Origin of the sequence: Phyllobacterium sp., from assembly GCF_037994405.1 — a bacterium.
GTDB lineage: Bacteria > Pseudomonadota > Alphaproteobacteria > Rhizobiales > Rhizobiaceae > Phyllobacterium.
In genome coordinates, this window is sequence record NZ_JBBNAN010000451.1 from 1 (window position 1) to 24564 (window position 24564).

At 57.6% G+C, this 24564-nt stretch carries 22 protein-coding genes; 16 read left to right on the forward strand and 6 right to left on the reverse strand.

Annotated features, from left to right (window positions below; translation table 11 throughout):
• The 5 genes from AAAC48_RS24815 to AAAC48_RS24835 form a co-directional block, all read left to right on the forward strand.
• Positions 1 to 280 (forward strand): hypothetical protein (locus tag AAAC48_RS24815; protein WP_340656753.1); only part of this gene is annotated, 280 nt, incomplete at its 5' end.
• 396 nt (positions 281 to 676) lie between these two features.
• The gene (locus AAAC48_RS24820) at positions 677 to 2089 is read left to right on the forward strand and encodes a DUF1254 domain-containing protein (protein ID WP_340656754.1); all 1413 of its coding nucleotides are present in this window, start codon (positions 677 to 679) and stop codon (positions 2087 to 2089) included.
• A 749-nt stretch (positions 2090 to 2838) separates the two neighbouring features.
• A complete protein-coding gene (locus tag AAAC48_RS24825) occupies positions 2839 to 3189 on the forward strand; it encodes a hypothetical protein (protein ID WP_340656755.1) in 351 nt (116 codons plus the stop codon).
• Positions 3190 to 3332: 143 nt separating this feature from the next.
• Positions 3333 to 3923: an ankyrin repeat domain-containing protein gene (locus tag AAAC48_RS24830; RefSeq protein ID WP_340656756.1), complete on the forward strand. Its 591-nt coding sequence runs from the start codon at positions 3333 to 3335 to the stop codon at positions 3921 to 3923.
• A 45-nt stretch (positions 3924 to 3968) separates the two neighbouring features.
• Complete coding sequence (locus AAAC48_RS24835; RefSeq protein ID WP_340656757.1) at positions 3969 to 4490, forward strand: YHS domain-containing (seleno)protein; 522 nt, start codon at positions 3969 to 3971, stop codon at positions 4488 to 4490.
• A 203-nt stretch (positions 4491 to 4693) separates the two neighbouring features.
• On the opposite strand, the gene AAAC48_RS24840 is transcribed toward AAAC48_RS24835, so the two are convergent.
• The gene (locus tag AAAC48_RS24840; RefSeq protein WP_340656758.1) at positions 4694 to 6913 is read right to left on the reverse strand and encodes an adenylate/guanylate cyclase domain-containing protein; all 2220 of its coding nucleotides are present in this window, start codon (positions 6911 to 6913) and stop codon (positions 4694 to 4696) included.
• Positions 6914 to 7146: 233 nt separating this feature from the next.
• Here AAAC48_RS24840 and AAAC48_RS24845 point away from each other — a divergent pair, with 233 nt between their 5' ends.
• From AAAC48_RS24845 to AAAC48_RS24855, 3 genes are all read left to right on the forward strand, one after another.
• On the forward strand, positions 7147 to 7449 hold the full coding sequence (locus AAAC48_RS24845) for a MarR family transcriptional regulator (protein WP_340656759.1): 303 nt from the start codon (positions 7147 to 7149) through the stop codon (positions 7447 to 7449).
• Between the two features lie 63 nt (positions 7450 to 7512).
• On the forward strand, positions 7513 to 8220 hold the full coding sequence (locus AAAC48_RS24850; RefSeq protein WP_340656760.1) for a hypothetical protein: 708 nt from the start codon (positions 7513 to 7515) through the stop codon (positions 8218 to 8220).
• 123 nt (positions 8221 to 8343) lie between these two features.
• Entirely contained in the window at positions 8344 to 10296 is a 1953-nt protein-coding gene (locus tag AAAC48_RS24855) for an elongation factor G (protein WP_340656761.1), read from the forward strand.
• A 67-nt stretch (positions 10297 to 10363) separates the two neighbouring features.
• On the opposite strand, the gene AAAC48_RS24860 is transcribed toward AAAC48_RS24855, so the two are convergent.
• Complete coding sequence (locus AAAC48_RS24860; protein WP_340656762.1) at positions 10364 to 10915, reverse strand: cytochrome b; 552 nt, start codon at positions 10913 to 10915, stop codon at positions 10364 to 10366.
• Positions 10916 to 11270: 355 nt separating this feature from the next.
• On the opposite strand from AAAC48_RS24860, the gene rplM reads away from it, so the two are divergent.
• The 5 genes from rplM (at position 11271) to AAAC48_RS24885 (ending at position 15873) form a co-directional block, all read left to right on the forward strand.
• A complete protein-coding gene (gene rplM, locus AAAC48_RS24865; protein ID WP_340656763.1) occupies positions 11271 to 11735 on the forward strand; it encodes a 50S ribosomal protein L13 in 465 nt (154 codons plus the stop codon).
• A 2-nt stretch (positions 11736 to 11737) separates the two neighbouring features.
• Positions 11738 to 12214, forward strand: coding sequence for a 30S ribosomal protein S9 (rpsI, locus tag AAAC48_RS24870; protein WP_340656764.1), 477 nt, complete (start codon positions 11738 to 11740; stop codon positions 12212 to 12214).
• Positions 12215 to 12535: 321 nt separating this feature from the next.
• Positions 12536 to 13501, forward strand: coding sequence for an agmatinase (gene speB / locus AAAC48_RS24875; protein WP_340656765.1), 966 nt, complete (start codon positions 12536 to 12538; stop codon positions 13499 to 13501).
• Between the two features lie 73 nt (positions 13502 to 13574).
• A complete protein-coding gene (argC, locus tag AAAC48_RS24880; protein WP_340656766.1) occupies positions 13575 to 14510 on the forward strand; it encodes an N-acetyl-gamma-glutamyl-phosphate reductase in 936 nt (311 codons plus the stop codon).
• 505 nt (positions 14511 to 15015) lie between these two features.
• The gene (locus AAAC48_RS24885) at positions 15016 to 15873 is read left to right on the forward strand and encodes an aminoglycoside phosphotransferase family protein (RefSeq protein WP_340656767.1); all 858 of its coding nucleotides are present in this window, start codon (positions 15016 to 15018) and stop codon (positions 15871 to 15873) included.
• On the opposite strand, the gene arsK is transcribed toward AAAC48_RS24885, so the two are convergent.
• Positions 15856 to 17076, reverse strand: a complete 1221-nt coding sequence (arsK, locus tag AAAC48_RS24890) for an arsenite efflux MFS transporter ArsK (protein ID WP_340656768.1) — start codon at positions 17074 to 17076, stop codon at positions 15856 to 15858. The genes AAAC48_RS24885 and arsK overlap by 18 nt on opposite strands.
• A gap of 76 nt (positions 17077 to 17152) precedes the next feature.
• Positions 17153 to 18250 carry a COX15/CtaA family protein gene (locus AAAC48_RS24895; protein WP_340656769.1) on the reverse strand — a complete coding sequence of 366 codons (1098 nt, stop codon included), beginning with the start codon at positions 18248 to 18250 and terminating at the stop codon, positions 17153 to 17155.
• A 181-nt stretch (positions 18251 to 18431) separates the two neighbouring features.
• On the opposite strand from AAAC48_RS24895, the gene AAAC48_RS24900 reads away from it, so the two are divergent.
• Entirely contained in the window at positions 18432 to 18647 is a 216-nt protein-coding gene (locus AAAC48_RS24900; RefSeq protein ID WP_340656773.1) for a DUF2842 domain-containing protein, read from the forward strand.
• Positions 18648 to 18727: 80 nt separating this feature from the next.
• Here the strand turns inward: AAAC48_RS24900 and AAAC48_RS24905 are convergent, their stop codons facing one another.
• Positions 18728 to 19702 (reverse strand): polysaccharide deacetylase family protein, encoded by a 975-nt coding sequence (locus tag AAAC48_RS24905; protein WP_340656770.1) that lies wholly within the window; start codon positions 19700 to 19702, stop codon positions 18728 to 18730.
• A gap of 208 nt (positions 19703 to 19910) precedes the next feature.
• Here AAAC48_RS24905 and AAAC48_RS24910 point away from each other — a divergent pair, with 208 nt between their 5' ends.
• The gene (locus tag AAAC48_RS24910) at positions 19911 to 21041 is read left to right on the forward strand and encodes a GNAT family N-acetyltransferase (protein WP_340656771.1); all 1131 of its coding nucleotides are present in this window, start codon (positions 19911 to 19913) and stop codon (positions 21039 to 21041) included.
• Between the two features lie 496 nt (positions 21042 to 21537).
• On the opposite strand, the gene AAAC48_RS24915 is transcribed toward AAAC48_RS24910, so the two are convergent.
• The gene (locus tag AAAC48_RS24915) at positions 21538 to 23730 is read right to left on the reverse strand and encodes a Wzz/FepE/Etk N-terminal domain-containing protein (RefSeq protein WP_340656772.1); all 2193 of its coding nucleotides are present in this window, start codon (positions 23728 to 23730) and stop codon (positions 21538 to 21540) included.
• A 233-nt stretch (positions 23731 to 23963) separates the two neighbouring features.
• Here AAAC48_RS24915 and AAAC48_RS24920 point away from each other — a divergent pair, with 233 nt between their 5' ends.
• On the forward strand, positions 23964 to 24485 hold the full coding sequence (locus AAAC48_RS24920) for a polysaccharide biosynthesis/export family protein (RefSeq protein ID WP_340656774.1): 522 nt from the start codon (positions 23964 to 23966) through the stop codon (positions 24483 to 24485).
• Positions 24486 to 24564: the final 79 nt, after the last annotated feature.

Sequence of the window (24564 nt, forward strand, 5' to 3'; positions counted from 1 at the left end):
ATTTGACCGCCACGGCTTTGCCGCGCACCGTTTCAACCAGATCACCGATCTGAATATCTTCAATGCGAACCTCGCCGTTCGCGGTCATGATAGAGGTGCCGCGCAGGAAACAATTCTGATCACCACCCTTGGGGCCACGACTAGGCGCGTCCTGGCTGCCGTGTTTTCTCCACCACTTCCTTCCCATGGCTTGCGCTGGCGAAGACGCAACCGTCCCCGCCGTAGCGGCCATCGCCGCAACCACACCGAGAAAGTGACGTCGCGCTCGGCTGTGTGGTGAATTTCGTTTTGTGTCTAATGGCATATTCCCCTCCGTGTTTTTATTTCGCCCAATTTCTGCCAAATATTACTAAAGGTCAGCCTACATTAACTTACGATGCAAGAAACGATCATGGTTAGTGTTGGTACTATTCTGAATTAGGCGTATTTATTTCTTGTAAAACATATACGAACAGAGAGCGGCTACTGCTTTTGGAGTAAGAATTGTACTTCCAGCGTGCCGGATATGCATCAGGCGAGAGGAGTTGCCCATCAGGATGCTCGCCGACGAAGTCCAGGCCATTGTGCATATTCATCGACATCCCTGCCGCGAAGTAACTGTTACGTACTTGTTGTCACCTTCCAACGGGAATTCACTGACTGAAACCAGGAACATTGAAACGGGGAGGACATAAGCATGACGGCCATAACACGCAGAAGTTTCGTCTGCGGGATCGCGCTGATCCCGGCTTTCAGGCTAACGGCGGCAGGGGCCCAAACAGCGGTCGCCCCCGAAGAGGCCCGCGCCATTGCCAAGGAGGCCTATATCTATGGCTTCCCGATGGTGGACAGTTACCGCATCCAGCACGCCTATTTCGTGGACACCAAAAATCCTGAATACAAGGGGCCGTGGAACCAGATCATCAATACTCCGCGTGTCTATACGCCGGCCGACACGGCGATCCAAACGCCCAACTCGGATACGCCCTATTCGTGGCTCGGTCTGGACCTGCGCACCGAAACGATGGTGCTTACCGTGCCGCCAATTGAAAAGGATCGCTATTTCAGCGTTCAGTTCATTGATGCGTATACCTTCAACTTTGCCTATGTCGGTAGCCGGGCGACCGGCAATGATGGCGGCAGCTTCCTGGTCGCCGGGCCCGGCTGGAATGGCAAGACGCCCAAGGGCGTGAAGAAAGTGATCCGCGCGGAGACCGAATTTATATGGGCCGCCTATCGCACGCAGCTTTTCAATCCGGATGATCTCGATAACGTCAAGAAAGTCCAGGCCGGATACAAGGCAGAACCGCTGTCCAAATTCCTCGGCAAGCTCGCACCAAAAGCTGCGCCTGCCATTGATTTCGTCAAGCCGCTGACACCGGACGAAGAGATGAAATCGCCCGAGTTTTTCAACATCCTGAACTTCATCTTGCAATACTGCCCGACCGACCCGTCCGAAACGAAACTAATGGCAAGGTTTGCCAAGATCGGAGTTGGGGCCGGGAAGACCTTCGACGCGAGCAAGCTCTCGCCCGAAATGAAAACCGCCATCGAGCAGGGAATGGCCGACGCCTGGGCTGCTTTGAAGAATTTGGAGAAAGAGAAAATCGATACCGGGAAAGTGACCGCCGGCGATCTGTTCGGCACACGTAAGTATCTGAAGAACAACTACCTTTACCGCATGGCGGGCGCCAAGCTCGGCATTGGAGGCAATTCGAAGCAGGAAGCGATGTATCCGTTCTATGCCATCGATTCCGGTGGGCAGAAGCTGGACGGCGCCCACCAGTATACCGTGCGCTTCGCGCCGGGTCAGCTGCCGCCTGTCAAAGCCTTCTGGTCGCTGACCATGTACAAGTTGCCGCAGAGCCTGCTCGTCGCCAATCCGATCAACCGTTACCTCATCAACTCGCCGATGCTACCGCAACTGGTGAAGGACCCCCATGGCGGCCTGACGCTCTATATCCAGAATGAGTCACCCGGCAAAGACAAGGAACCAAACTGGCTGCCTGCACCGAAGGAGGCCTTTGTTATGGCCATGCGCCTCTACTGGCCGAAAGAAGCAGCGCTCGACGGCAAGTGGACTGCGCCGCCGCTGGAGCGCGCGGCGTAGGATGACGGAAATTCGTTTCGTCGAAATGCCGGCATCCAGATGATCATCACCCTGAAGGGGGATGTGACCAACTGAAAACGTGATCATTATCGTAGTTGCCGACAGGCGATTCGCCGTGTTCTTAAAGCGTACCTGCGTCAGATCCTTAAACTACCACAGGAGAACAGGATGCCGGACAGACACGAATTCCATAGGGTTGAAATCTGTGGCCGAATTTTTGCGGGGTCCGTATATGCGGATGGCCCGTTCGTGAAGCTCCTCGAAAATCGAACATTTGGTCGCGGCGCTCCGCTTGGAAGATCGCTCCTCCTCTCAAAAGGCATGGGCAGACGGTATTATGCCATCTGCAAGCACAATGAACCGCTCATCCCGCTGCCACTATTTACCGATGAGGACGTAGAAATCGTGGCCCGGGAATTTGGCATTCCCATTGCGGGCCGGCTTTACACAGTTTCATTCGCAGAAAGCCCCGCGTGGATCGCCTTGAAGGGTTGGGTCAGGCAACACCCAGACATTGCGCGCGCCTGCTCAAAGACTGACAGTCATGTCCCGGGTTGGTACGACGTGGATTCCGGTCAAATGGGCGATTCAGCACACCGGTGAGAACGGTCAGGGGCTGAAAGCGAAGGATGGGCGTCCCGGATCCGGAAGCAAATGGGTGCGTTCGATCCAATTGAGGAGAACGGCCAATGGAAAAGGACAATACGACGTGATCGCGTGGGCGGACAGCAGTCCGATCGGCAAAAAAATTGGGGCTTTACAGGGAAACGACCGATCTCGTCCAACGACTGACTTCGGGAAGCAGGCCGGTTCCCGACGATCTGCAACGGTTTTGGAACCTCTACAGGAAGGACCTGATCGGGGTCGAAAGCTCCGAATTTGCCCGCGTCATGATTGCAGTAGGTCACACGCTGGACGTGCTCGTCGCCTCAAGTTCGCCCCCGAACGCAGAACTAAGGCGTCTGGGCGACAACCTTGTCTCAATATCACGACAGGAATTGGCGGATATCTCGCAGGTTGCTGTCCAGCAACAACAACAGCAGCAACAGATGCCGCAACAGCAACAGCAGCAACAGCAGCAGGTGACGTATCCGCAATAATTGCCGACGCTGCGGATTTGCCGCCGCGCACCCATGTCCGACGGTGGTCACCCCATTGGGTTAATTGGCAATGGTGCCGCCGCGTGGTAGTTTCGGGCCGATTTCAATACAGTTCTGTCGCGTAAAACCGAAGGTGAGCGGTAATGAATATTCTTTGCGCTTGCGTTTTTGCCGCCACGTTCGGGGCCTCGGCCGCCTTGGCTGGTCCCCTGCATGATGCCGCCAGAGATGGTGATATCGGCCGCACGAAGCAGCTGCTGGACCAGGGTGTCAGCGTGGTCGAGCCTGACGACGCTGGCGAGCCGCCTCTGCTGATTGCCTCGCTTACGGGCCACGCCGACGTCGTCGCAGTTCTTCTTGAACGCGGATCTGACATCGAGGTCCGCAACAAGGGCGGACTGACGGCGCTGCACGCAGCGGCCTATGGCGGCAATCTCGAGGTCGTAAAGCTGCTCGTCGCAAAGGGCGCGGCAGTGAATGACAACAAGAACTTTTATCACATGTCGCCGCTGCATGCGGCGGCCGAAGAAGGCCATGCGGATGTCGTCGCTTTTCTATTGGCAAACAAGGCAGACGTCGAAGCAACGGAACGGAACGGCTACACGCCCCTCAGCCAGGCTGGGTGGCGTGAACATTGGGATGCAGCGGAGCTGCTGATCAAGGCGGGCGCTGTCTGCCAGAAAGCCGAACTTGTTGGCCAGTGGCTCTACACCGAATGCACGAAACGAAAATGACATTTCGTTGCAGCACGGTCCGAGCCCGGAAAATGGAGGAATGCAATGTCTGAGAATAAACTGAAACGCGCGTTGCGGAGCGCCGCCGCCGTCGGTGCCATGGCGATGCTGGTCTCGTTCGTTCAGCCTGCCATGGCCGAAGAGCCGGTCAATACCGGATATTTTGGTGACGTCGCAATCAAGGGTTACGATCCGGTGGCCTATTTCACCCAGCACGAGGCGGTAGAGGGATCGCCAAAATATTCCTACCATTGGCTCGGCGCGACCTGGCATTTCGCCAGCGCCGAAAATCGCGACCTCTTTGTCGGTGATCCGGGGAAATACGCACCGCAATATGGCGGTTACTGCGCTGACGGCGTTTCGTCCGGAACGGTCACCACTAATGTTGACCCGAAAGCCTGGCGGATCATCGAAGGCAAGCTCTACATAAGCTACGACCCGGGGGCTGCCGACGGTTTTGAAAAGAACCCGACCAAACTTGCCAATTCGCAGAAGCACTGGTCCGAAGTCGAACAAACGCTCGTCACCGAGAAACTCGACAAGAACTGGCAGGCACCCGCCAATTAGACGGCTGATGTCGATACTCTCTCCACTTGCGGGAGAGAAAGCGATTTTCTTGGATTTGGCGCCATTGTTAGATCCCTGGAAAATCCGAGAGAGGGGGTACTTCGCACCACCGATATCCCCTCTCTTGCGATTACCAGCACTTGGCTAAGGTGCTGAGCCGGCATTCTCCCGCACATTGGGAAGATCGGCGCTTTCATTCCCTCTCATGAGTTGCTCAGGGAAAAGAACTCCAAGGCTTGAGGCGTGACGTGAATATATTGCGCGTCACGTTCCTCGGCGGTCGTGTTGCGGTAGACAAAGCCGCACACCGTGCGATCGCGAAAATAGCCACCGAACGTCTCGCAGAGGCGGTTGCCCTGAATCGACGCTGTACCGGTAATATTCGTGTTCGCGCTGCGATAGGCCGTGTTACCGGCCTTGTCGAAATATTGGACAAACCCCGTACCGTTCTTGTGCTTGCCCTTCCAGGTCTTGTCGTTGATCAAATTCTGAAGGTCCGCCCCATTAAGCTGATCGGCGGCTTTTCCTTCAAAGCCGAATGGCCATTCGGGCATGCCAGCCTCTCGCAGGCCCGTCAGGTGGTATTTGAGATCGTCGTCACGCCAGTAGTCGTAGAGGTAGCTGTAGTAGGTCAGGTTGGTGTCCGGAAACAGTTCCAGCAATTTTGCCTTTTCCTGTACGCCGCGCGCATGGTCGCCCCGGTAAATATAGGCAGCTGTCAGATATTCACGCGCAGGCTCAGCTTTCGGCAGGCCATCGCGTGCTGCTTCCATGAGTGGTATCGCCCGTTCATTCTCGCGCGCCGTATAGAAAACGATCCCGGCCAGTAGCTGGAAGCTCGGCGGCGGCGAAGGGTCGAGCCGCAATGCCCTCTCCATTTCGGTGACCGCCTGTGCCCGGCTGCCGGTCTGGGCCAGTATCAGAGCAAGATTAGCGACCGCCTCGGCGTCGTTCGGCTGTGCCGCCACTGCCCTGTTGGCAGACGCCCTCGCCTCGACTTCGCGGCCGTCGACCAGCTGCAGCAGGGCAAGCACGGTGTGCGCCCGGGCATTGTTGGGGTCGAGCTTCAAGGCCTGCCCGGCGGCGTCGTAGGCAATCTTTCGCGCCACAGCAGCAGACCAGAGATAATTGTAATCATTGCGCCAGACGTCGACAGCGACGCGGGCAATCCCCGCATGGGCATTGGCAAAGTTCGGGTCGAGATCGATTGCCTTCTGGTAAAATGACAGGGTTCGGCGGTAAGTAGCGACGTCGCTGTAGAAAAACCCCTCCTGTTCCGCCCGCATATAGTAGTCGTAGGCCTCCAGATTGTCGGTCGGTATCCGCGCCAGCTGGTCGCGCTCGCCTTCGCTGAGTTTCACTTCCAGAGCCGAAATGATCTTGGCGATGACGTCGTCCTGGACCGCAAAGAGATCGGTATATTGCCGATCGTAGCGCTCAGCCCAGAGAGAAAGGCCTGTGACAGCGTCGATCAGTTTGACGTTGATCCGCAGCCTGCTGTCGGCCCGCTGCAACGTGCCTTCCAGAACGTAATGAACGCCCAGCTCCGCGGCCACATCCTGAATTTTGCCGGCGGTATCCCGAATTGCGAAAACGGAATGGCGCGCGATCACAAACAGGCCGGAGACCTTGGATAGCTCGGTGATGAGATCATCTGTCAACCCTTCCGCCAGGTGGTCATGTTCAGAATCCCCACTGACATTGATGAAAGGCAGCACCGCGACGGACGGCTTGTCCGGTAGCGGATAGGCGAACCGCCCAACCGGCGCAGATGGCTGGAAAAACGTCCATGGCTGCCACCAGAATGCGGCGCCCGCCAACAGTAAGGCGATGAGAGCCGCCGCAGCGACCGGCACACGCCAGCGACGCAGACTTCGCGGCGCGCCGGTCGTCCTGCCCGCCGCTGACGGATCAAGCACGACGCGGTACACCCGGATCGGCTCGGCGATGCTCTTGGCCTTCTGCTCGCCAAGCGAGACATAGCCGACTGGAAGCTTTGATTTCACCTGATCGTAGGCCGATCCGGATATGGCAATGCCTCCGGGCTCGGCCAGCGCCTGTATGCGGTCGGCAATATTGACGCCGTCGCCATGGATGTCTTCCCCCTCGACGATGATGTCGCCTAGATTGACGCCAATGCGGAAATCGAGCCGCTGTGCGGGCGACGCCAGAGCATTTCGCCTCGCCTTCTGCCGCTGCACGTCGATCGCGCAACGCAAGGCATCGACCACGCTGTGGAACTCGACCAACAGACCGTCACCCATGGTCTTGACCAGCCGACCGTGGTGTTTGGCGATCTTGGGCTCGAACACATCCTGCAGATCGCCCTGGAAACGGGCGCGCGTCCCCTCCTCGTCGATCTGGCTCAGGCGGCCATAACCGGCGACATCGGCAATCAGGACAGCTGCAAGACGGCGCTCCATGTCCAGTCCTTCCCGGAGCGCGACGGACTCCAATGCATATCTTACAGCAGCTATACCGGGGATGCATTACAGCACTCTGGAGTAAACGGATCGAACGCGTTCAGTCGACTGGATGGGGATCTTTGCTTGACATTCGGTACAAGTGTATATACACATATACTATGACCAGTGCCCTTGATTTCGCCGAATGCCGAGATTGCATTTGTCTTGCAGCGAGGAGCCGCGCGCAGCGATTGACGCGGCTGTTTGACGAGAAATTACGACCGTTCGAGCTGACGATAAACCAGTACTCACTCTTGACGGCGTTGATCCTTGGCGGCCCAACAACGATGAACGACCTGGCAGAACGTCTGGGCGTTGAGCGAACGACACTGACGCGCAACCTCGCCTTGGTCAGCGATCGTCGGCTCGTTACAGTCACGCCGGGCAAAGATGGACGCGAGCGCGATGTCACCTTGACCCCAAAGGGCTGGGCCGCCGCCAAGGCTGCCCTGCCTGCCTGGAAAGCCGCGCAGGCGGAGGCATCGGCAGACTGATTTCAAGAAGCACAGGGTCCGAACTTATCCGCGAACGTGTATATACACTTATAGGAGAATGACATGGTTCTGGATTTCTTTGGTGGCGTGCTGCTCACGGCGGCCGCAATTTTGATTCTGAATGGGCTGGTGAACGTTTTGCGAATTTCTTCATCCGCCAAGCTGATCGTCGCGGGCATCGCCGGGCTCTGGATCGGGTTGCAGGTCTCGCTTGCGGCCGCCGGCGCCTTTGGCGGCGCGCTTGGCCTGAAGGTACCGATTATTGGTGTCATGGTTGTGCTTCCGGTGCTGGTGATCGCGATCGCGTGGCAAGTCTGGCCAGCCATGCGCTCAGCGCTGCTGGCCTTGCCGATGCCTTTGCTGATCAGCCTGAATGTCAGCCGGGTTCTCGGCGCATTCTTCCTGTTTCTGGCCGCGGCCGGGAGGCTGGACGGACCGTTTCCGATTTCTGCCGGCTGGGGCGATGTGATTACCGGCGTTGCTGCCCTGCCCCTCGCCGTTGCCGTTGCCCGTCGTGGCAACAGTATTGGCGGCAGCATCTTTGCTTGGAACGTGTTCGGCCTCCTCGACCTGGTGGTAGCGGTTGGCCTCGGCACGATCTCCTTCAACGGCTTCATCCTGCAGCTCATCAAGAGCGGCGTGGGGTCGGACGCCATACAGACGCTGCCCTGGTCGATGATACCGACGGTACTGGTGCCGCTCTATCTGATCGTTCACGGAATCATTTTTGCACAATTGCGCACGGCGAGCCGCGTACGAGCCGCAGCGTAGCCGGTTTGCGCGCAGGCTTGGCTCTGCAAATGTGCAAGAAACGCAAGCCATCTCTGGCGCTTCGCGCCGGTCTGGGGCATGTTGGTGGTAAAGATTTATGTTCGTGGCAGAGGGAGGAACGCCATGCGCTGCTTTACCGTACTGGGACCTTCGCAAACCGGAAAATCAACGCTCGTCGAAAAGCTCGGCTCGCTTGAAGGGCCACCGCGAAAATCTGTCTCTCCATATGGATTGGGCCTCACAGAGTTCGAGTTCGGCAAAGAAGCCTGGTGCGCCCTGGATACGCCTGGATCGGGCGAAGCTCTCGCCCATGCACAGCATGCCCTCCTGGCGAGCGATGCCTGTATCCTCTGTGTTTCGCCCGTTCCGGAAGAAGCCGTGCTTGCCGCGCCCTATCTGCGGGTGATCGAGGCATCGGGAACGCCATGCATCCTCTTCGTCAACCGCATGGATGAACCGAGGGGACGGTTGAGAGACGTCATCGCCGCGCTTCAGGACTATGCCAGTCACACGCTGCTGCTGCGGCAGATTCCCATCCGCGAAGGCGACAAGATCGTGGGCAGCTGCGATCTGATCTCGGAGCGCGCCTGGCGTTACCGCGAAGGCCAGACCTCGGCACTGATCGAGATCCCGACGGATGTCGTCGAGCGTGAGCACGAGGCACGCTCGGAGCTCCTTGAGCATCTTTCGGAATTCGACGACTGGCTGCTGGAGGAACTCATCGAAGATCGCGAACCGCCCAGCGATGCGATCTTTGCCATCTCATCGCGGGTCCTGCGAGAAAACAAGATCATTCCGGTTCTCGTCGGCGCAGCAAGCCATAGCAACGGCATCATGCGACTGATGAAGGCGCTCCGCCATGAGGCGCCACCGGTCGAGGCACTGCGCGAGCGCCTTGCCGAGGGCAGCAAGGCGAACGCTCTGGCAGGTGTGAGCTTCCATGCCTATCATCGCCAGAATGTCGGCAAGACCGTGCTGGTCCGGGCGCTTGGTGATGGGCTCAAACAGGGCGCGCTTCTCGGCGGCGCCCGGCTGGGTCCTGTGCAGGACCCGGGCAATGGCAAACCCAGTGCGGCGGGTGTCGTAGAGTCCGGTACAGTATTCGCCACAGTCAAGTCAGACCACCTGCCCGTCCCGGCGCTGCTAACGACCGATGCTGCCCTTGCAGCACCGGAATGGACGGCGCCACCGACGCCGATGCTGGAGCGAATATTGGTGCCGGCCAGCGAACGCGATGAAACCAAGCTCTCCGAAACCCTGGCAAAGCTCGCCGAGACGGATCGCGGTCTGAAGGCCAGTCAGGAAGAAGGGACCGGCGCGCAACTGATCTGCGTCCAGGGGCCGGTGCATTTACGCGATATTTGCAAGACTTTGTCGGAAGTCTTTCATGTCGACGTTACGGATAGACCGCCCAACCCGGTGTACCGGGAAACCATATCCAAATCATCGGACGTGCACTACCGGCATCGCAAGCAGACGGGCGGCGCCGGTCAATTTGCCGACGTGAAACTGAGCGTACACCCCAATAGTCGCGGCGATGGTTTCAGCTTTGCCGAAACCGTCAAGGGTGGTGCCGTTCCGCGCAACTTCATTCCTGCAGTCGAGGCAGGAGCGCGTGAAGCGATGGAAAAAGGCCCGCTGGGACTTCCGGTCATCGATGTCGGCGTAATGCTGACCGATGGTCAGCACCATTCCGTCGACAGTTCGGAATTTGCGTTTCGAGCCGCGGGCAAAATGGGCGTGCGGGATGCCCTCGCCCAGGCCTCGGCCGTGCTGATGCAACCGATATTCCGCGTCGACATCCACATTCCCTCCATCTATTCGGGCAGCCTCGTGCCTATCGTCTCCTCGTTCAAAGGCCAGGTTCTAGGCTTCGACCGAGACGAAAGCGCGAAAGGATGGGATATATTCCGGGCTCTCATTCCGGGAGCCGTGCTTGACGAACTGGCGCGTTCGCTCCGGTCGGCGACACAGGGTATCGGTTACTTTTCCAAAGCCTTCGATCATTTCGAGGAGTTGTACGGCAAGGAAGCGGACGCAATTGTCACCGCACATGGTTCGCGCGCTGAACACTGACCAGATGCCTGTTTGGCCTGCGCCCGGCTAGCACGTCTGCGCTAGCGCTGTTTGCGCCGGCCGATGTTCATATCGTCGTTGTCGACCGCTCGGGGAGCATACGCTGCAAGACGTCGTCCTTCCTGACGAAGTAATGCCAAAGTGCAGCCAATGCGTGCAGTCCAGCGAGGATAAGAATGCCGTTGGCGGCCAGGCCATGCAATTCCCTGATGAAACCGGCTGTCGGGCGATCCGGTTGGAACGGATCCGGTATCGTGAACAGGCCGAAGAAAGTCAGGGCATCACCCCGGAACCATGTGAGCAGAATACCCAAGATCGGGATTATGATCAGAAGGCCGTACAGTGCCAAATGGCCGGCTCTGGCTACCCGCTTTTCGATGACGCTCATTGAAGCTGGCAGCTCCGGCGCGCCCCGCACGAATCGTAAGGCAACGCGAACAATCAGCAGTGCAGCGAGCAACAATCCGAACGATATATGAAGCCACCAGACGGCGCCTCTGTTGGGATCACCGCGTGGAAAGAAATCGCCGCCATAGGTGAGACCATAAAGGCCGACTACCAGGACGAACAAGATCCAATGCAAAGCCTTCTGGGACGACGAATAGGCTTGGGAGGGCATCGCAGGGAGCTCCAGTTTACAATAGTTCTAAATCGACACCCGGATTGGGGCAAACCTATGTTCGGCGGACCGCATGAGGAAAATCGGCATTGTCGGGCCTTCTGCCAACCGAAATGGACCGGAATGATTGTGGTAATATAATACCTTTTCAGCAATCCATTGTATTTGTTAGGTTATTTTTGATATTGTCAAAAAATCGTCACTTGACGAGCAGGGCTTGCGTCTTTATTGAAACCCTCGACTGCGGTGGGAGTTTCCCGCCGTTTTTCATTGTTATGCGGATTTTAACGATCTGCATAACCCAAGCAACAAGAAAAGCCTTCCTTTGTGAAGGATGATCTCAAGGACGAACACAATGGCTACCTTCTCTCAGAAGCCGGCAGAAGTGACGAAAAAGTGGATCCTGATTGACGCCGAAGGTCTCGTCGTCGGCCGTCTCGCCACCCTCGTTGCAAACCGTCTGCGCGGCAAGCACAAAGCAACCTTCACCCCGCATGTGGACGATGGCGACAATGTCATCATCATCAATGCCGACAAGGTTGTCTTCACCGGTAAGAAATTTACCGACAAGGTTTACTACTGGCACACCGGTCATCCCGGCGGCATCAAGGAACGCACTGCGCGTCAGCTGCTCGAAGGCCGTTTCCCGGAACGCGTCGTTGAAAAGGCTGTAGAGCGCATGGTTCCGCGTGGCCCGCTCGGCCGTCGCCAGATGAAGAACCTGCGCGTTTACGCTGGTTCCAACCATCCGCATGAAGCTCAGTCCCCCGAAGTCCTCGACGTCGGCGCGCTGAATGCCAAGAACAAAAGGAGCGCATAAGAATGGCTGAGCTCAACTCGCTCGCAGATCTCGGCACTGTTGCCGCAACGACGCAGGCTGCTGCACCGGTTCACGTCCAGAAGCTTGATGCCAAGGGCCGCGCCTATGCAACCGGCAAGCGCAAGGACGCGGTCGCCCGCGTCTGGATCAAGCCAGGTTCCGGCAAGATCGTCATCAACGAAAAGGAATACGGCCAGTATTTCGCCCGTCCGGTTCTACAGATGATCCTGCAGCAGCCAATCGTTGCTGCCAACCGCGCCGGCCAGTACGACATCATCGCTACCGTTGCCGGTGGTGGTCTGTCCGGTCAGGCTGGTGCCGTTCGTCACGGCATCTCCAAGGCCCTCACCTATTTCGAACCTGCCCTGCGCGGCGTTCTGAAGAAGGGCGGCTTCCTGACACGCGACAGCCGCGTTGTCGAACGCAAGAAGTACGGCAAGGCGAAGGCCCGTCGTTCGTTCCAGTTCTCGAAGCGCTAATTTCACGCTTCAGTTGGACAAGAACAAAAAGCGGGCCATCGGGTCCGCTTTTTTGTTGCGCGGTGTCCAGTTTGAGATAGCTTCACGCCCAAATCTGGATGCAAGACCAAGCTGTTCGGTGCTGCGGGCTATCTCTCCCTTGTGGGAGGGAAAGCGATTTCAGCATAGAAATCGCAAGAGAGGGGCTTTGACAGATTGAAGTATCCCTTCTCTTGGATTTTCTATGGATTTAGCAAGGGCTAAACCCTTAGAAAATCTTTCTCCCCCATAAGGGGGAGATAAGCGTCGCGAATTTGATGTAATCCCTGGAGCGGAAATCCAATGCCATCGAAGTCCATAGACCACGCCTTTACAGCGCGCGCATTGACCAGTGCGGCGACTGATCCAACCCATGCGGGCGCGCTCTCCTTCATGCGCAGGCGTTATACGAAGAACCTGAACGGCGCCGAAGCTGTGGTCTGGGGCATTCCGTTCGATGCAGCTGTTTCCAACCGGCCGGGCGCGCGGTTTGGCCCGCAGGCGATACGCCGTGCGTCGGCGATTTTCGACAATGACCCGCAATATCCGTTCCAGCGCGATCTTTTTGCCAACCTGGCGGTGATCGACTACGGCGATTGCCTGCTCGATTACGGCAACCACCAGAAGACCCCGGCAACGATCGAGCGGGAAGCCGCAAAGATCATCAAATCCGGCGCCTTTCTGCTGTCTCTCGGCGGCGATCACTTCGTCACCTGGCCAATCCTCAAGGCGCATGCGGCGAAACATGGGCCGGTGGCGCTGGTGCAGTTCGATGCACATCAGGACACCTGGTACGATGACGGCAAACGCATCGACCATGGCTCCTTCGTCGGCCGTGCGGCACATGACGGCGTCATTGATCCGGCCCACTCGATCCAGGTTGGCATCCGTACTCATGCGCCGGACGATTGCGGTTTGAAGATCGTCTATGGCTATGAGGTCGAGGAACTGTCCGCTGCGGAGATCGCCAAGCAGATCATCATGCGAACCGCCGGAAGACCGATTTACCTTACTTTCGACATCGATTGCCTCGATCCCGCGTTCGCACCGGGAACCGGAACTCCTGTCGCCGGTGGTCCGTCCTCCGCGAAGATCCTCTCCGTGCTACGGCATCTGACCGAACTCAACATCGTCGGCGCGGATGTGGTAGAAGTTGCACCAGCCTATGATCATGCGGACGTGACGGCAATCGCCGGTGCCACAATCGCGATGTATTATCTTGGTATTCTGGCGGAAAAGAAATCAAAAGCGGCGAAGCTAGCAATTTGATTCAACATTCTTATGTGTTGAATCCGGTTCTAGCGCCAACCATTTGAATTCCAAGCTTCCCAGGGACATTTACATGAAACCGAAAATTTTCATCGACGGCGAACACGGCACCACTGGCCTGCAGATCCGGACGCGGCTTGCCGATCGCGATGATCTCGACGTTCTCTCAATTCCGGAAGCCGAGCGGCGCAACAAGGAGCTGCGCGCCGACTTCCTGAAGGAGGCGGACGTTGCCATCCTCTGCCTGCCGGACGATGCATCGAAGGAAGCGGTGTCAATCCTCGAAGGTCACAACTCGACAAAGATCATCGACACGTCGACGGCGCATCGTGTGCATCCGGACTGGGCCTATGGCTTTGCCGAACTCGACCGTGCCCAGCGGCAGAAAATCATCGATGCCCGGCTCGTCGCCAATCCCGGCTGCTATCCGACAGGCGCGATCTCGCTGGTCAGACCCTTGCGTGATGCAGGGATCCTGCCTGGAGACTATCCGGTCACTGTGAACGCGGTTTCCGGCTATACCGGCGGCGGCAAGCAGATGATCGCGCAGATGGAGAATGCGGATAGCCCGGAGCACATCGCGGCCAACCATTTCCTTTATGCGATGCCGCTCAAGCACAAGCATGTGCCCGAGCTGCAGATGCACGGGCATCTCGAGCGCAAGCCGATCTTCAGCCCGAGCGTCGGACGTTTTCCGCAAGGCATGATTGTGCAGGTGCCGCTGTTCACGGACGAGCTCAATGGCAATGCATCGATGCAGGATATTCACGCGGCGCTGACTGCCCATTACGAGGGCCAGAACGTCGTGCAGGTGGTGCCGCTTGCCGAAAGCGCCATGTTGCCGCGTCTCGATCCAGAAGAGCTGCGTGATACCGACATCATGAGGCTCTACGTTTTCGGCACTGAGGGTCAGGGTCAGGTCAATCTCGTGGCCCTGCTCGACAATCTTGGCAAGGGTGCGTCGGGAGCAGCGGTGCAGAACCTCGATCTCATGTTGGGGCAGGACTAGCCAGCGCCAGCGTGCCCATGCGCTGGGGATTTCGTACATCGCGGAAGAATTCGATGCAGTGGACCCGGAGATTGCAGGCTTGTTCGATGGCAACCTGCCATGAACTTGCTGCTCTATACACATGTGCTGCTCCTAACAACTCGGATCTGCAACCCGCGCTGTAATTGCCAACCCTGACAACCAAATCTACGTCAGCGCGGCTTCAATCTGGGAAATTGCCATCAAAAGCGCCAAAGGCAAGCTGCGCCTTACCGGTTCTGCTCAGAACGCAATCGATTGGAATGGATTTTTACCGCTTTCCATACCACGCCCGAGATTGCCGGTCACCTCGATTGGGCTCATCCTGATCCGTTTGACCGGATGCACGTAGCCCAGGCGCGAACAGATGGAATGATTCTCGTCCATGCCGACAGCATAGTTTATGACTACAAGGAAGTGACTCAGCTCTGGGCGCGCTGAATGTGTGAAACGCTGATCCGGCTGAATTCTCTAAGGTCTCCAGATTATGCTTGATGCGATAGCGGAGACTTTACCGCCCGAGTGGAAAGTCTCCTTCCCCGAACTGATTGCTGAAACCGTCACCAGCCGGATCGTCAAGGTACGGCTCGAGAGCGGCGAAGCTGCCGTGATCAAGCACCTGACGCCGCTTGGCATGCGCGAAGAGCTGGGCGGCGGCACGCATTATCTCGAATGGCACCGGGGCAATGGCTGCATCCGCCTGCTTGCGCAATCCGACAACAATCTGCTGCTTGAGTTTGCGGGTGCACGCACCCTGCTTGATCACCTCAATGAGCATGGCGACGATGCGGCGACGCAAATCTTCGTCGGTGTGTTCTTGAGGTTGTTGGAGACCAAACAGGCGAGCCTGCCGGGTCCGCCTGATCTCATACCGCTGCGGACAATGTTCGCAAGCTTGTTCAAAAAGGCCGGGACGGACCCGAAACGCGGCGTGCAAAGCCAGTTTGTCGAAGCGGCGAAGCTCGTCGACGCATTGTTGAACGATCAGCACGATGTTCAGCCGCTGCACGGCGATCTTCATCATGAGAACGTACTCTACGGGGAGCGCGGCTGGCTTGTCATCGATCCCAAGGGCCTGATCGGCGATCCGACGTATGACGCCGCCAACATGTTCTACAACCCGCTGAACCGCGATGATCTACGCGCCTGCGAGAGCCGTATCGCTTCGATGGCACAGACTTTCTCGCAGGCATTCAACCGCGATATCAAAACCATCCTAGGCTTTGGCATGGCGCATGCCTGCCTTTCGGCATCATGGCATGACGAGGACGAGAATTACGACGAGTCGGCGCGCAGCCTCGGCGTGGCCGCGGCAATCCGGAAAGTCCTAGACACTATCGGTTGAACGCTTCACCAGACCTGCAACCACAATAAAGGTGACCACGCCGAGCAAGCCGACGAAGGCCGCGATCGACAGCGCGATGTGCGGACCGAACTGTTCCAGGATGAACGCGAAAATGAAGGGCGCGGTGGACGAGACGATCAGGCGCGCCGCAGTGATCTTGCCGAGAATTTCGCCATAGCCCTGATGGCCGAAGAGAGCGAGCGGCAATGTGCCCTGCACGATGCTATTGAGCCCCGACCCCATGCCAAAGAGCATGGCAAAGAGGATCGCGCCTGCGATAAGCGGCACTGGCGGCGGCAGGAGAAGCATCAGGAATGCCAGTGGGATCAATGTGGTCGACAGGATTGCTACCGCAATTGCAGAGAGCCTGTTGCCAATGATGATGTTGACCAGACGGCTCGCGAACTGCGATGGCCCGAAAATGGTGCCGACCACGACAGCCGACGTGCCGAGACCAACCGCGCCGAGCACTGGCACCAGGTGCACGAGCATGGCGGATAGCGCGAAACTTGCGAACGAAAAACCCGTCGCGATGAGGATAAGTGCCGGCTTGCGGCTTGGCTGAGCGAGTGTGCCTCCGCTGGCGGCGGCAGGTTCATGTGCGGTTTCCGGCTTGATCATGGGCGAGCGACGGGTCATCCGCGATAACCAGAGATGAATCGGAAAACAGACGAGAAACTGGAGCCCGGCATAAAGCAGGTAGATTTCGCGCCATGTAAGCAATGTGAGCAGCTTTGTCGCCAGCGGCCAGAACAAGGTCGAGGAAAAGCCGGCTATCAGCGTCAGATAAGTGATGCGGCGCGGGGCCGATTGCGGATCGATCTGGACGAGAACGGCAAATGCCGTGTTGTAGAGAATGAAAGGCGTGGCGATGCCCGTCGTCACCAATGCAGGCGCGAACAATCCCCAATTGGGTGAGAACGCGCAGAGGAGCAGGGAGAGTGCAGCCGCCAGCGAGCCGAGGGTCATGACGCGCCCTGCCCCGAAGCGGTCGGCCCAGCGGCCCGACCAGAGAGAAATCATCCCGCCGATCAGAAGCGTACCGGAGAAGGCAGCGAACAGCCGCTCGCGTGACTGACTGAACTCCTGGCCCATGGCCGGCGCGAGGATGCTGAAGCTGTAATAAAGGGTGCCATAGCTGACGATTTGCGTGACGCCCAGACCCGTAACGGCGGCCAGTGAGCGTCTCGCACTTAAGATCATCTTGTTGGTTTCCAGTGGCCTGCCCGCCTCTCTAAGTGGCTGAGCAGCACTACACCGAGTCTTTCGGGAATAACAGTTACCGGCCGGAAACAACCTCTGTTTCAAGCGGATAGCTGCCCTTGGTTGCGCGCCAGTGCGCAACCGAAAAGCCAAGGAGGACAATTGCAAAGCCCTGATGAAGCAGGCCGAGACCGATTGGCACCTGCATCAGCAGCGTCGTGATGCCGATCGCTGCCTGCAGCGCAACCAGAACTGCAAGCAGGACAGCGCGGCGCGCATGGGTGGTGCCGGGAGCCTGTCGCATGGTCGATATGGCCTGCCAGATGGCAACGGCGAAAACGAAATAGGCAAAACAGCGATGCACGAATTGCACGGTCTTCGGGTTCTCGAAGAAGTTGTGCCAGATCGGCTGAATCGGGAAGAGATCGCCGGGAACGACCGTCCCATCCATCAGAGGCCAGGTATTGTAGGAGAGCCCTGCATCAAGACCTGCGACAAGCGCACCGAGATAGATCTGGATGAAGACACAGACGACAAACCAGCCGGCAAAGCGCTGGATCTGGCGATCGGCGGGTGCTCCGGAATAAACGGTCAGGCCGCGCGCCACATACATGACGGCCGCGAAAATGAAGCAGGCCAGTGTCAGATGGGTGGCCAACCGGTACTGGCTGACGTCAACGCGGTCGACGAGACCGGAAGCGACCATCCACCAGCCTACGGCTCCCTGCAGACCGCCCAGCGCCAGAATGCCGACCATGCGCGGCTTCAACCGGCGTTCAAGCCGGCCGGTCAGCCAGAAAAAGGCAAGCGGCAACGCCACCAGGAAGCCAACGCCGCGCGCGAGAAACCGGTGCACCCATTCCCACCAGAAAATCTGCTGGAATTCGGCAAGGCTCATGCCCTTGTTCAGCCGCTGGTATTGCGGGATCTGCTGGTATTTATCGAATTCTTCCATCCACTGGTCGTGGCCGAGCGGCGGGATGATGCCGTGGATGGGCTTCCATTCGGTAATGGAGAGGCCTGAGCCCGTCATGCGCGTGGCGCCGCCAACGATGACGATGGTCGCGAGCACCATCAGCACCAGATAGAGCCAGATGCGGAGATATTGGCGATTTCGGGCTTCGCGATCCTGAACCGAGGCGATCGTGCCTTCGGAAATTGTCTGGGCGGCCATGCAGAACACTCCTGTATCGAGCGGATAGGTGCAGCATAAGATGATCCGTGACAAGGAGATATCACGCGACACGCCGTCGCGTTTATAGCGCCAAGGGGGCTTTTTTGCTTTCCGCTGGAGACGTTAACGGGTAGAGGGTGGCACTGAAGCGAGGGTCAGGACCTAGAGAATGGATGACGCAATGCCCGTAAGGCTCAAGAAACTCATCGGAACATTTCTGCTCGTGGCACTGGTCTGCGTCTATGCAATCGTCGCGACGATTTTTGCCGTGGCGCTGCTCGGCAACGCCAGCCCGTGGATCCACCTCATCTATTTCTTCGGCACAGGCATTCTCTGGGTCGTACCAGCCATGTTCATCATCAGCTGGATGGAAAAGCCGCCCAAGAAGAAGGCCTGAGAAGGCTGCCTGGGCGAGTGCAATGTCCACTGCGCTCCGGTTCTCGAAAACCTCGCCAGCTACTTCCCTGAAGGGCTTTTTCAGGCCTGCACAACCCGCCGGCCGGCATTCGCAATCGGCGTTGTCACACCACTCATCATCGTTTGTGCATAAACCAGTTTCTGGAAGCGGCCATTGATGGAAATGCGCGGCAGAGCGTGGAGATTGGCGCGATGTTCGACCTGGATCGTGCCGTGCCGCGTGGTGACAGCAGAGACAAAGCCTTCATCTGCGGCAATCTCCGCCTCGCGCTTCCCCGCCGCCTTGGCCGAACCATATGGATAGGCAAAATGCGCGGGGCGTTTACCGAGCTTCTCTTCAAGCATGTCTGCAGACAGCCGCATCTCCTGCGAGACCATCCCCGCGGTCAGCTTCTTAAGGTTGTAGTGGTGGACGGTATGCGCGCCGATCGTGCAGAGCCGATCGCCGGCGATCTGGCGCAATTCCTTCCAGGCCATCACATCCTGATCGACGGAAACCCCGCAGATCATGTCTTCGGCTGCGCACATCTCCCGCAGCACCGGTAGTTGCTCCAGCTCGGTCAACGTATAGGAAAAATAACGCATCAGCCCATGGAAAGCCGCACGTTTCTGAAAGAGCGAGCCGCAACGCCATTCGGGACCGCCCGGCACTTTGACAATCGTCGCCTTGGCGACAAGCTTTTCCACAACCTCCCACCACAGAACGGCCGCTCCTTCGATGAGGCCGGGGGCTGCATAGACGGTGAAAGGTATATTGTGCTTCTGGAAAACCGGCCAGGCGTGATTCAGATTGTCGTTGTAGCCATCATCGAGTGTGACAGCGGCAAATCGACGGTTGTGACGAGCACCCGCTTTGACGCGTTCAGCCATCTCGTCCATGGACACGATTTCCGTGCCCTCGGATTTCAATGAGACAAGAATCTGATCCAGAAAATCCGGAGTGATCGACAGTGAGCGTGTGACCCCGAGTGGGCTGATGCAATCGGGTCGGACACGGTGCAGCATGATAATCGAACCGACCGCCAAAACGGTCACGCGTGCTTGACGCGAAACCGCTGTGCCAAGCCAGTCTCATCACGGCCTTTCGTATCAAGTCGGCCGCGTGGACCATTCCTTCACCAATTTGCACTATTCAAAGATAATCGGAGGTTTGTGCTTATCAAGTCATGCAACCTAATCATTTAAATAAGGTTGATCAACGAATCCCCGCCGCATTTTACCCCTTCTCCACTTGGACACCGCAATGGCTTTTCCTTCGTTAAAAGCAAAAATCATCAGCAGCGCAGTTGAAGCCAAAGAAATGTGGCCAGGGCTCGGGGACGCTTTTCTTGGGGGTCCTGCGCAGACCGCTGACTGGTTTTCCTTTTGGCAGGCATCAGTCAATCCGGATTGCCTCGTCGCAGCGCTCCTTGTCGGGGACGAGCCCGTTCTTCTGCTTCCGCTGGAGATTATGCAAAGGGGCCTGGTCCGTATGGCTCTCTTTGTCGGGGGACCGCACGCCAACTGCAATTTCCCTGCATTGTCGCTTGCGCATCAAGTTGCACGTGATGACCTTGCTGTCCTATCCGAAGCACTGCACCAGGCACGGCCGGATATCGATCTCATTTCGCTCACCCGGCAACTCCGTGCACTTGACGGGGTGGCCAATCCCCTCCTCCAGCTCGCAAGCCGGGAGAACGCCAATGTTAGCCTGGCGATTACACTCGACCGCAACTTCGAGGTTGTGCTTGGCCGCAACAATGCCAAGCGAAAAAAGAAGAAGCACCGGCAAAACACGCGGCGTTTCAAGGAAGCTGGCGGATATCGCATCGTCGCGGGAAACTCGCCATCCGAGACGAGAACCATGCTCGACAACTATTTCGCCTGGAAGGCGAAACGTCTTGCCAAGGCCGGCATAAAGAACACCTACGAACCAGCGGGGATCAAGGATTTCTTCCATCGTCTTTTTGCAAAGGAAACGTCCTCGGCTTCGCCGCGATTCCAGCTGAAGGCGCTTGAAGTGAACGGACAATACCGGGCGGTTGTTGGAAAATCCTACGCCAGGGGCCAGACCTTCATCGATTTCATTGGTATAGCCGAGGATGAACTCGTCAACGCAAGCCCAGGCGAATTCCTGTTTTTCGAAGACATTCAGGACAGTTGCAAGACCGACCTTGCGATCTACAGTTTCGGCATTGGCGACGAACCCTATAAACGCAGCTGGAGTGACATCGAGGTTGCGACCTACGACACTGATATCAGCCTCACAATCAAGGGCAGGATATTCGCTTCCTATCTGGGCGCACGTAGCAAGCTGGTGCGGGCGATCAAACAGAATGGTGCTGTCTGGGCGAGAGTCAAGAAAGCCCGCTCGCGCCTCTTTGGAAAGCGTTGATTGCCATGCATTTTGGGTCAGAAAACCCTCATGATGGAACCGAAATGCAATAACACGCAGTAGCAGACAAGCCGGTGCCGATCTCCAGCGAGCGCGGTGTGGCTTCGAATTATGCCCTTATACTCGTCGGCATGTTCATATTCCCGATCATTTTCTTCGGACTTTTCGCGGCAAAAAAGCGAAGGGTCACCGCTAAGGAATGGGAGATGTCCCATTATGATTCCAGTACCGCACTGCAGTGGGTTTCACTTTGGGAATTCTTGCGGGACTCCTTGTTGCGGTTGCTTTTTTATCCAGCATACCGACAGCCCAGGCCTACAAGCTCACACGATAACGTGGTTCACCCTGGTATCAAGACTCAATTCTTTTTTGTACGTCTGGGCGGGCATCCGCTCCATTTGCGGCCTATTTCTGGCAGGAGGAAGCCGCACAATCGCCAACCCAAAAACCTATTGGGCGTGGCCCAAACCGGCCTGACGAAGGATTGCATCACAACCTAAGCCGTTCGGACAATCTTGCCAGAATGGAGGCGAAAATGCTCCTTGCTGAAGGGCGTGAGCAATTCAGGCTCCAGCAGTTTGGCGTCAAACACGGCTTTTGCCGTTGCGGCAACGTCGGGATCGTCAGGGTTTACCACGCCAAGAATGAGTTCCGTTCCCTCGGCAAGAAGGTGCTTCAATTCCGAGACTGTCGCAGGGCCGCTATCGACCACGACCAGATCATACGCAGATTGCAGGGCATTGAGGATCATTGGCAAGCGCCCGACCGATTGCATGGCCTTTGCCGGGTCGTGGTTTCCAAGGGGAATGACTTCCGCGTTAGAGTAATGATCCGCATGAATGACATCGCTGAAGTGTTTGTCGGACACGAGAAGATTGGTGATGCCGGGCAAATCCTTGTCATCCATCATCGAACGACCAATTTCACCAGAGCCGGTCATATCTATGAGAATGACGCGCACGCCCCGGTCGGCCAGTTCGCGCACCAGCAGGATCGTCAGCGCCGACGCCTCGTCGCCTTCCGGCGACACCACGACGGCACGTGCTGCGCCGCTCGCCATCAGGCGGTCGGCAACATTGGCGATACCGGAATGATCGGCCGCAATGGACAGGGTTGCGGCCACTGCGTCATCCGTCGACGGCGCCGATACTGCGTGCGGGTCGACCGCAACATCCTTCGAAGGCTCCGGACCTTCCACTTCGGCCACCGCTATCGGTTCGACCACGCGTTCGGCGGGAGCAGGCTCAACAGCCACGTCCTGGGCAAAGGCGGGCCCCGCCGCATAGGCCGGACGCAGCGCCTCGCCGCTGAACAGCGCACGCAACAACGTACCGATGCTCAAAAGCAGCAGTGAAGCAACGAAGGCTGCAATGGTCATCGGGATCTTCTTGGGGAAGTACGGCTCGATCGGCCGGTCGGCGCGGGAGAAGATCCGCGCATCTGCCGGTAGTGAATCGCGGTCGGTACGGGATGAGGCTTCGCGATAACGCGTGAGGTATGATTCCAGCAATTGCCGCTGCGCCGTGGCTTCACGCTCCAGCGCCCGCAACTCGACCTCTTCTTCGCCTGCTTTGGACGATTGCGCCTTCAACTCATTGAGAGAACGCATCAATTCTGTCTCACGCATCCGCGCCGTCTGCGCCTCGTTTTCCAGACTGGCGAGAACCTTGCGTGCCTCAAGCCGGATCTGGTTGTTGAGGTCGGCGAGCTGCGAGCGCAAGGCCTTGATGCGCGGATGGCCACTGAGCAAGGCCGCCGACTGGTCGGCGATATCATTGTTGAGCTGCACCTGGCGCTCACGCAGTCGCTGGATCAAGGGAGAAGCAATTACCTCTGGAAGCGTCTCCGCCGCCGCGCCCTTGGCCAGAGCTGACCGGACACTTTCTGCCTTGGCTTTGCTCGCAGCCCTGTTGGCCCGCACGCGTGACAGTTCGGAAGACAGTTCCGAAAGCTGCTGGGTCGCCAGGACTGCGTTGTTCTGGCCGATCAACAGATCGGATGAACTGCGATAGGCCGCGACTTTCGCCTCTGCGTCTTTCACGCGTTTGCTGAGGTCGGCGATTTCCGGCTGCAGCCAGCCAGTCGCATCTTCATTCGACTGCGACTTCGATGCTTGCTGGGTCGCGACATATTCATCAGCGATAGCATTGGCAACAGAGGCGGCCAGTACCGGATCCTTGGACGAAAACTGAATGACAATGACACGGGAGTTCTGAACGCTATAAACAAGAAGGCGGTCCCGCAGCGCCTGCAGGATATAATCGTCCCTCGTCTCTTCCTCCGGGTTTTTGCCGATTCCGACAGTCCCAAAGAGCCGTGACAGCGCCGAAGGTTCTGCACCGGCAGACAATTCTTCGTTCTTGCCAAGATCGAGCTTGGTGATGACGCGCTTCAAGAGATCCGAAGAGCCGACGAGCTCGACCTGGCTATTGATACCTTCCTGATCGAGGATGGGCCGATCATCCGCGCCTTGTTGATTTGCCGGGCGGGTAAAGACCGACTCGCGCGTCTCAATGAGAATGCGGGTTTCAGCGTGATATTTGGGCGAAACCAGCGACAGAACGAGAAATGCCAACGCCGTCAACAGCAGCGAACCGAGAATGATCCGTAGCCGGTTACGCCACAGGCTGGCGAACAAAGCGCCTATATCAATGTCTACATCGGTACCGACCGAGCTCGCCCCAGGCATTCAGAACACTCCAACACGAATAGCATAATGGTAAACGCCTATGGTAACCAGCGAGTTAAGAATCGACTGGTTTCAACCTGAGCGTGTGCACCAATGCCTATTTCATCGATGCTTTACCAGCCATTAACCCTAATGAACTGATAATCCCGACAAGAATCGAGAAGACACATTTTGTTAGGGTTCAAGACGTGTTCAGCAAGCAGATCTTACTGGTGGCCATTGGCGTCCTCTCCATGACGCTCGGCGGCTGCGCCAGTTACCGGCCAGCCCCGGAAGCGTTTAACGAAGCCATCAACAAGCCCTACATGCTTGATGCGGGTGATCGCATTCGCCTGACGGTCTTCGAGCAGGAAGGTATTACCAACACGTACAGCGTTGATCAGGCTGGATATATATCGGTTCCGCTTATCGGCAGTGTCCCTGCCCGCGGAAAGACGATCCAGCAGATCGAAGCCGATGTGGCAGCCAAGCTGCGCAAGGGCTATTTGCGCAATCCGGATGTAGCCGTGGAAATCGATCGTTACCGGCCGATCTTCGTCATGGGCGAAGTTGGCGCAGCAGGTCAGTACTCCTACGTCCCCGGCATGACGGCGCAGAAAGCAATCGCCGCGGCGGGCGGGTTCACGCCGCGAGCGCAACAGAGCGACGTTGATATCACCCGGCAATTCAACGGTGAAAGCATTACAGGCCGCGTGACGATATCAGATCAGGTTCTACCCGGCGACACGCTCTATGTGCGCGAGCGCTTCTTCTGACCGCTGGAGATGGTTGATAACCGGCCCCTGCGGATTGTTCACTGCTTTCGCGCTCCGGTTGGCGGGATTTTCCGCCATG

Coding starts and splice junctions, on each gene's coding strand:
- rpsI (WP_340656764.1), top strand. CDS start 11,738: ATGGCTGAGCTCAACTCGCTCGCAGATCTCGGCACTGTTGCCGCAACG.
- AAAC48_RS24855 (WP_340656761.1), top strand. CDS start 8,344: ATGCGCTGCTTTACCGTACTGGGACCTTCGCAAACCGGAAAATCAACG.
- argC (WP_340656766.1), top strand. CDS start 13,575: ATGAAACCGAAAATTTTCATCGACGGCGAACACGGCACCACTGGCCTG.
- AAAC48_RS24885 (WP_340656767.1), top strand. CDS start 15,016: ATGCTTGATGCGATAGCGGAGACTTTACCGCCCGAGTGGAAAGTCTCC.
- AAAC48_RS24895 (WP_340656769.1), bottom strand. CDS start 18,250: ATGGCCGCCCAGACAATTTCCGAAGGCACGATCGCCTCGGTTCAGGAT.
- speB (WP_340656765.1), top strand. CDS start 12,536: ATGCCATCGAAGTCCATAGACCACGCCTTTACAGCGCGCGCATTGACC.
- AAAC48_RS24860 (WP_340656762.1), bottom strand. CDS start 10,915: ATGCCCTCCCAAGCCTATTCGTCGTCCCAGAAGGCTTTGCATTGGATC.
- rplM (WP_340656763.1), top strand. CDS start 11,271: ATGGCTACCTTCTCTCAGAAGCCGGCAGAAGTGACGAAAAAGTGGATC.
- AAAC48_RS24835 (WP_340656757.1), top strand. CDS start 3,969: ATGTCTGAGAATAAACTGAAACGCGCGTTGCGGAGCGCCGCCGCCGTC.
- AAAC48_RS24840 (WP_340656758.1), bottom strand. CDS start 6,913: ATGGAGCGCCGTCTTGCAGCTGTCCTGATTGCCGATGTCGCCGGTTAT.
- AAAC48_RS24820 (WP_340656754.1), top strand. CDS start 677: ATGACGGCCATAACACGCAGAAGTTTCGTCTGCGGGATCGCGCTGATC.
- AAAC48_RS24910 (WP_340656771.1), top strand. CDS start 19,911: ATGGCTTTTCCTTCGTTAAAAGCAAAAATCATCAGCAGCGCAGTTGAA.
- AAAC48_RS24830 (WP_340656756.1), top strand. CDS start 3,333: ATGAATATTCTTTGCGCTTGCGTTTTTGCCGCCACGTTCGGGGCCTCG.
- AAAC48_RS24900 (WP_340656773.1), top strand. CDS start 18,432: ATGCCCGTAAGGCTCAAGAAACTCATCGGAACATTTCTGCTCGTGGCA.
- arsK (WP_340656768.1), bottom strand. CDS start 17,076: ATGATCTTAAGTGCGAGACGCTCACTGGCCGCCGTTACGGGTCTGGGC.
- AAAC48_RS24915 (WP_340656772.1), bottom strand. CDS start 23,730: ATGCCTGGGGCGAGCTCGGTCGGTACCGATGTAGACATTGATATAGGC.
- AAAC48_RS24850 (WP_340656760.1), top strand. CDS start 7,513: ATGGTTCTGGATTTCTTTGGTGGCGTGCTGCTCACGGCGGCCGCAATT.
- AAAC48_RS24920 (WP_340656774.1), top strand. CDS start 23,964: ATGACGCTCGGCGGCTGCGCCAGTTACCGGCCAGCCCCGGAAGCGTTT.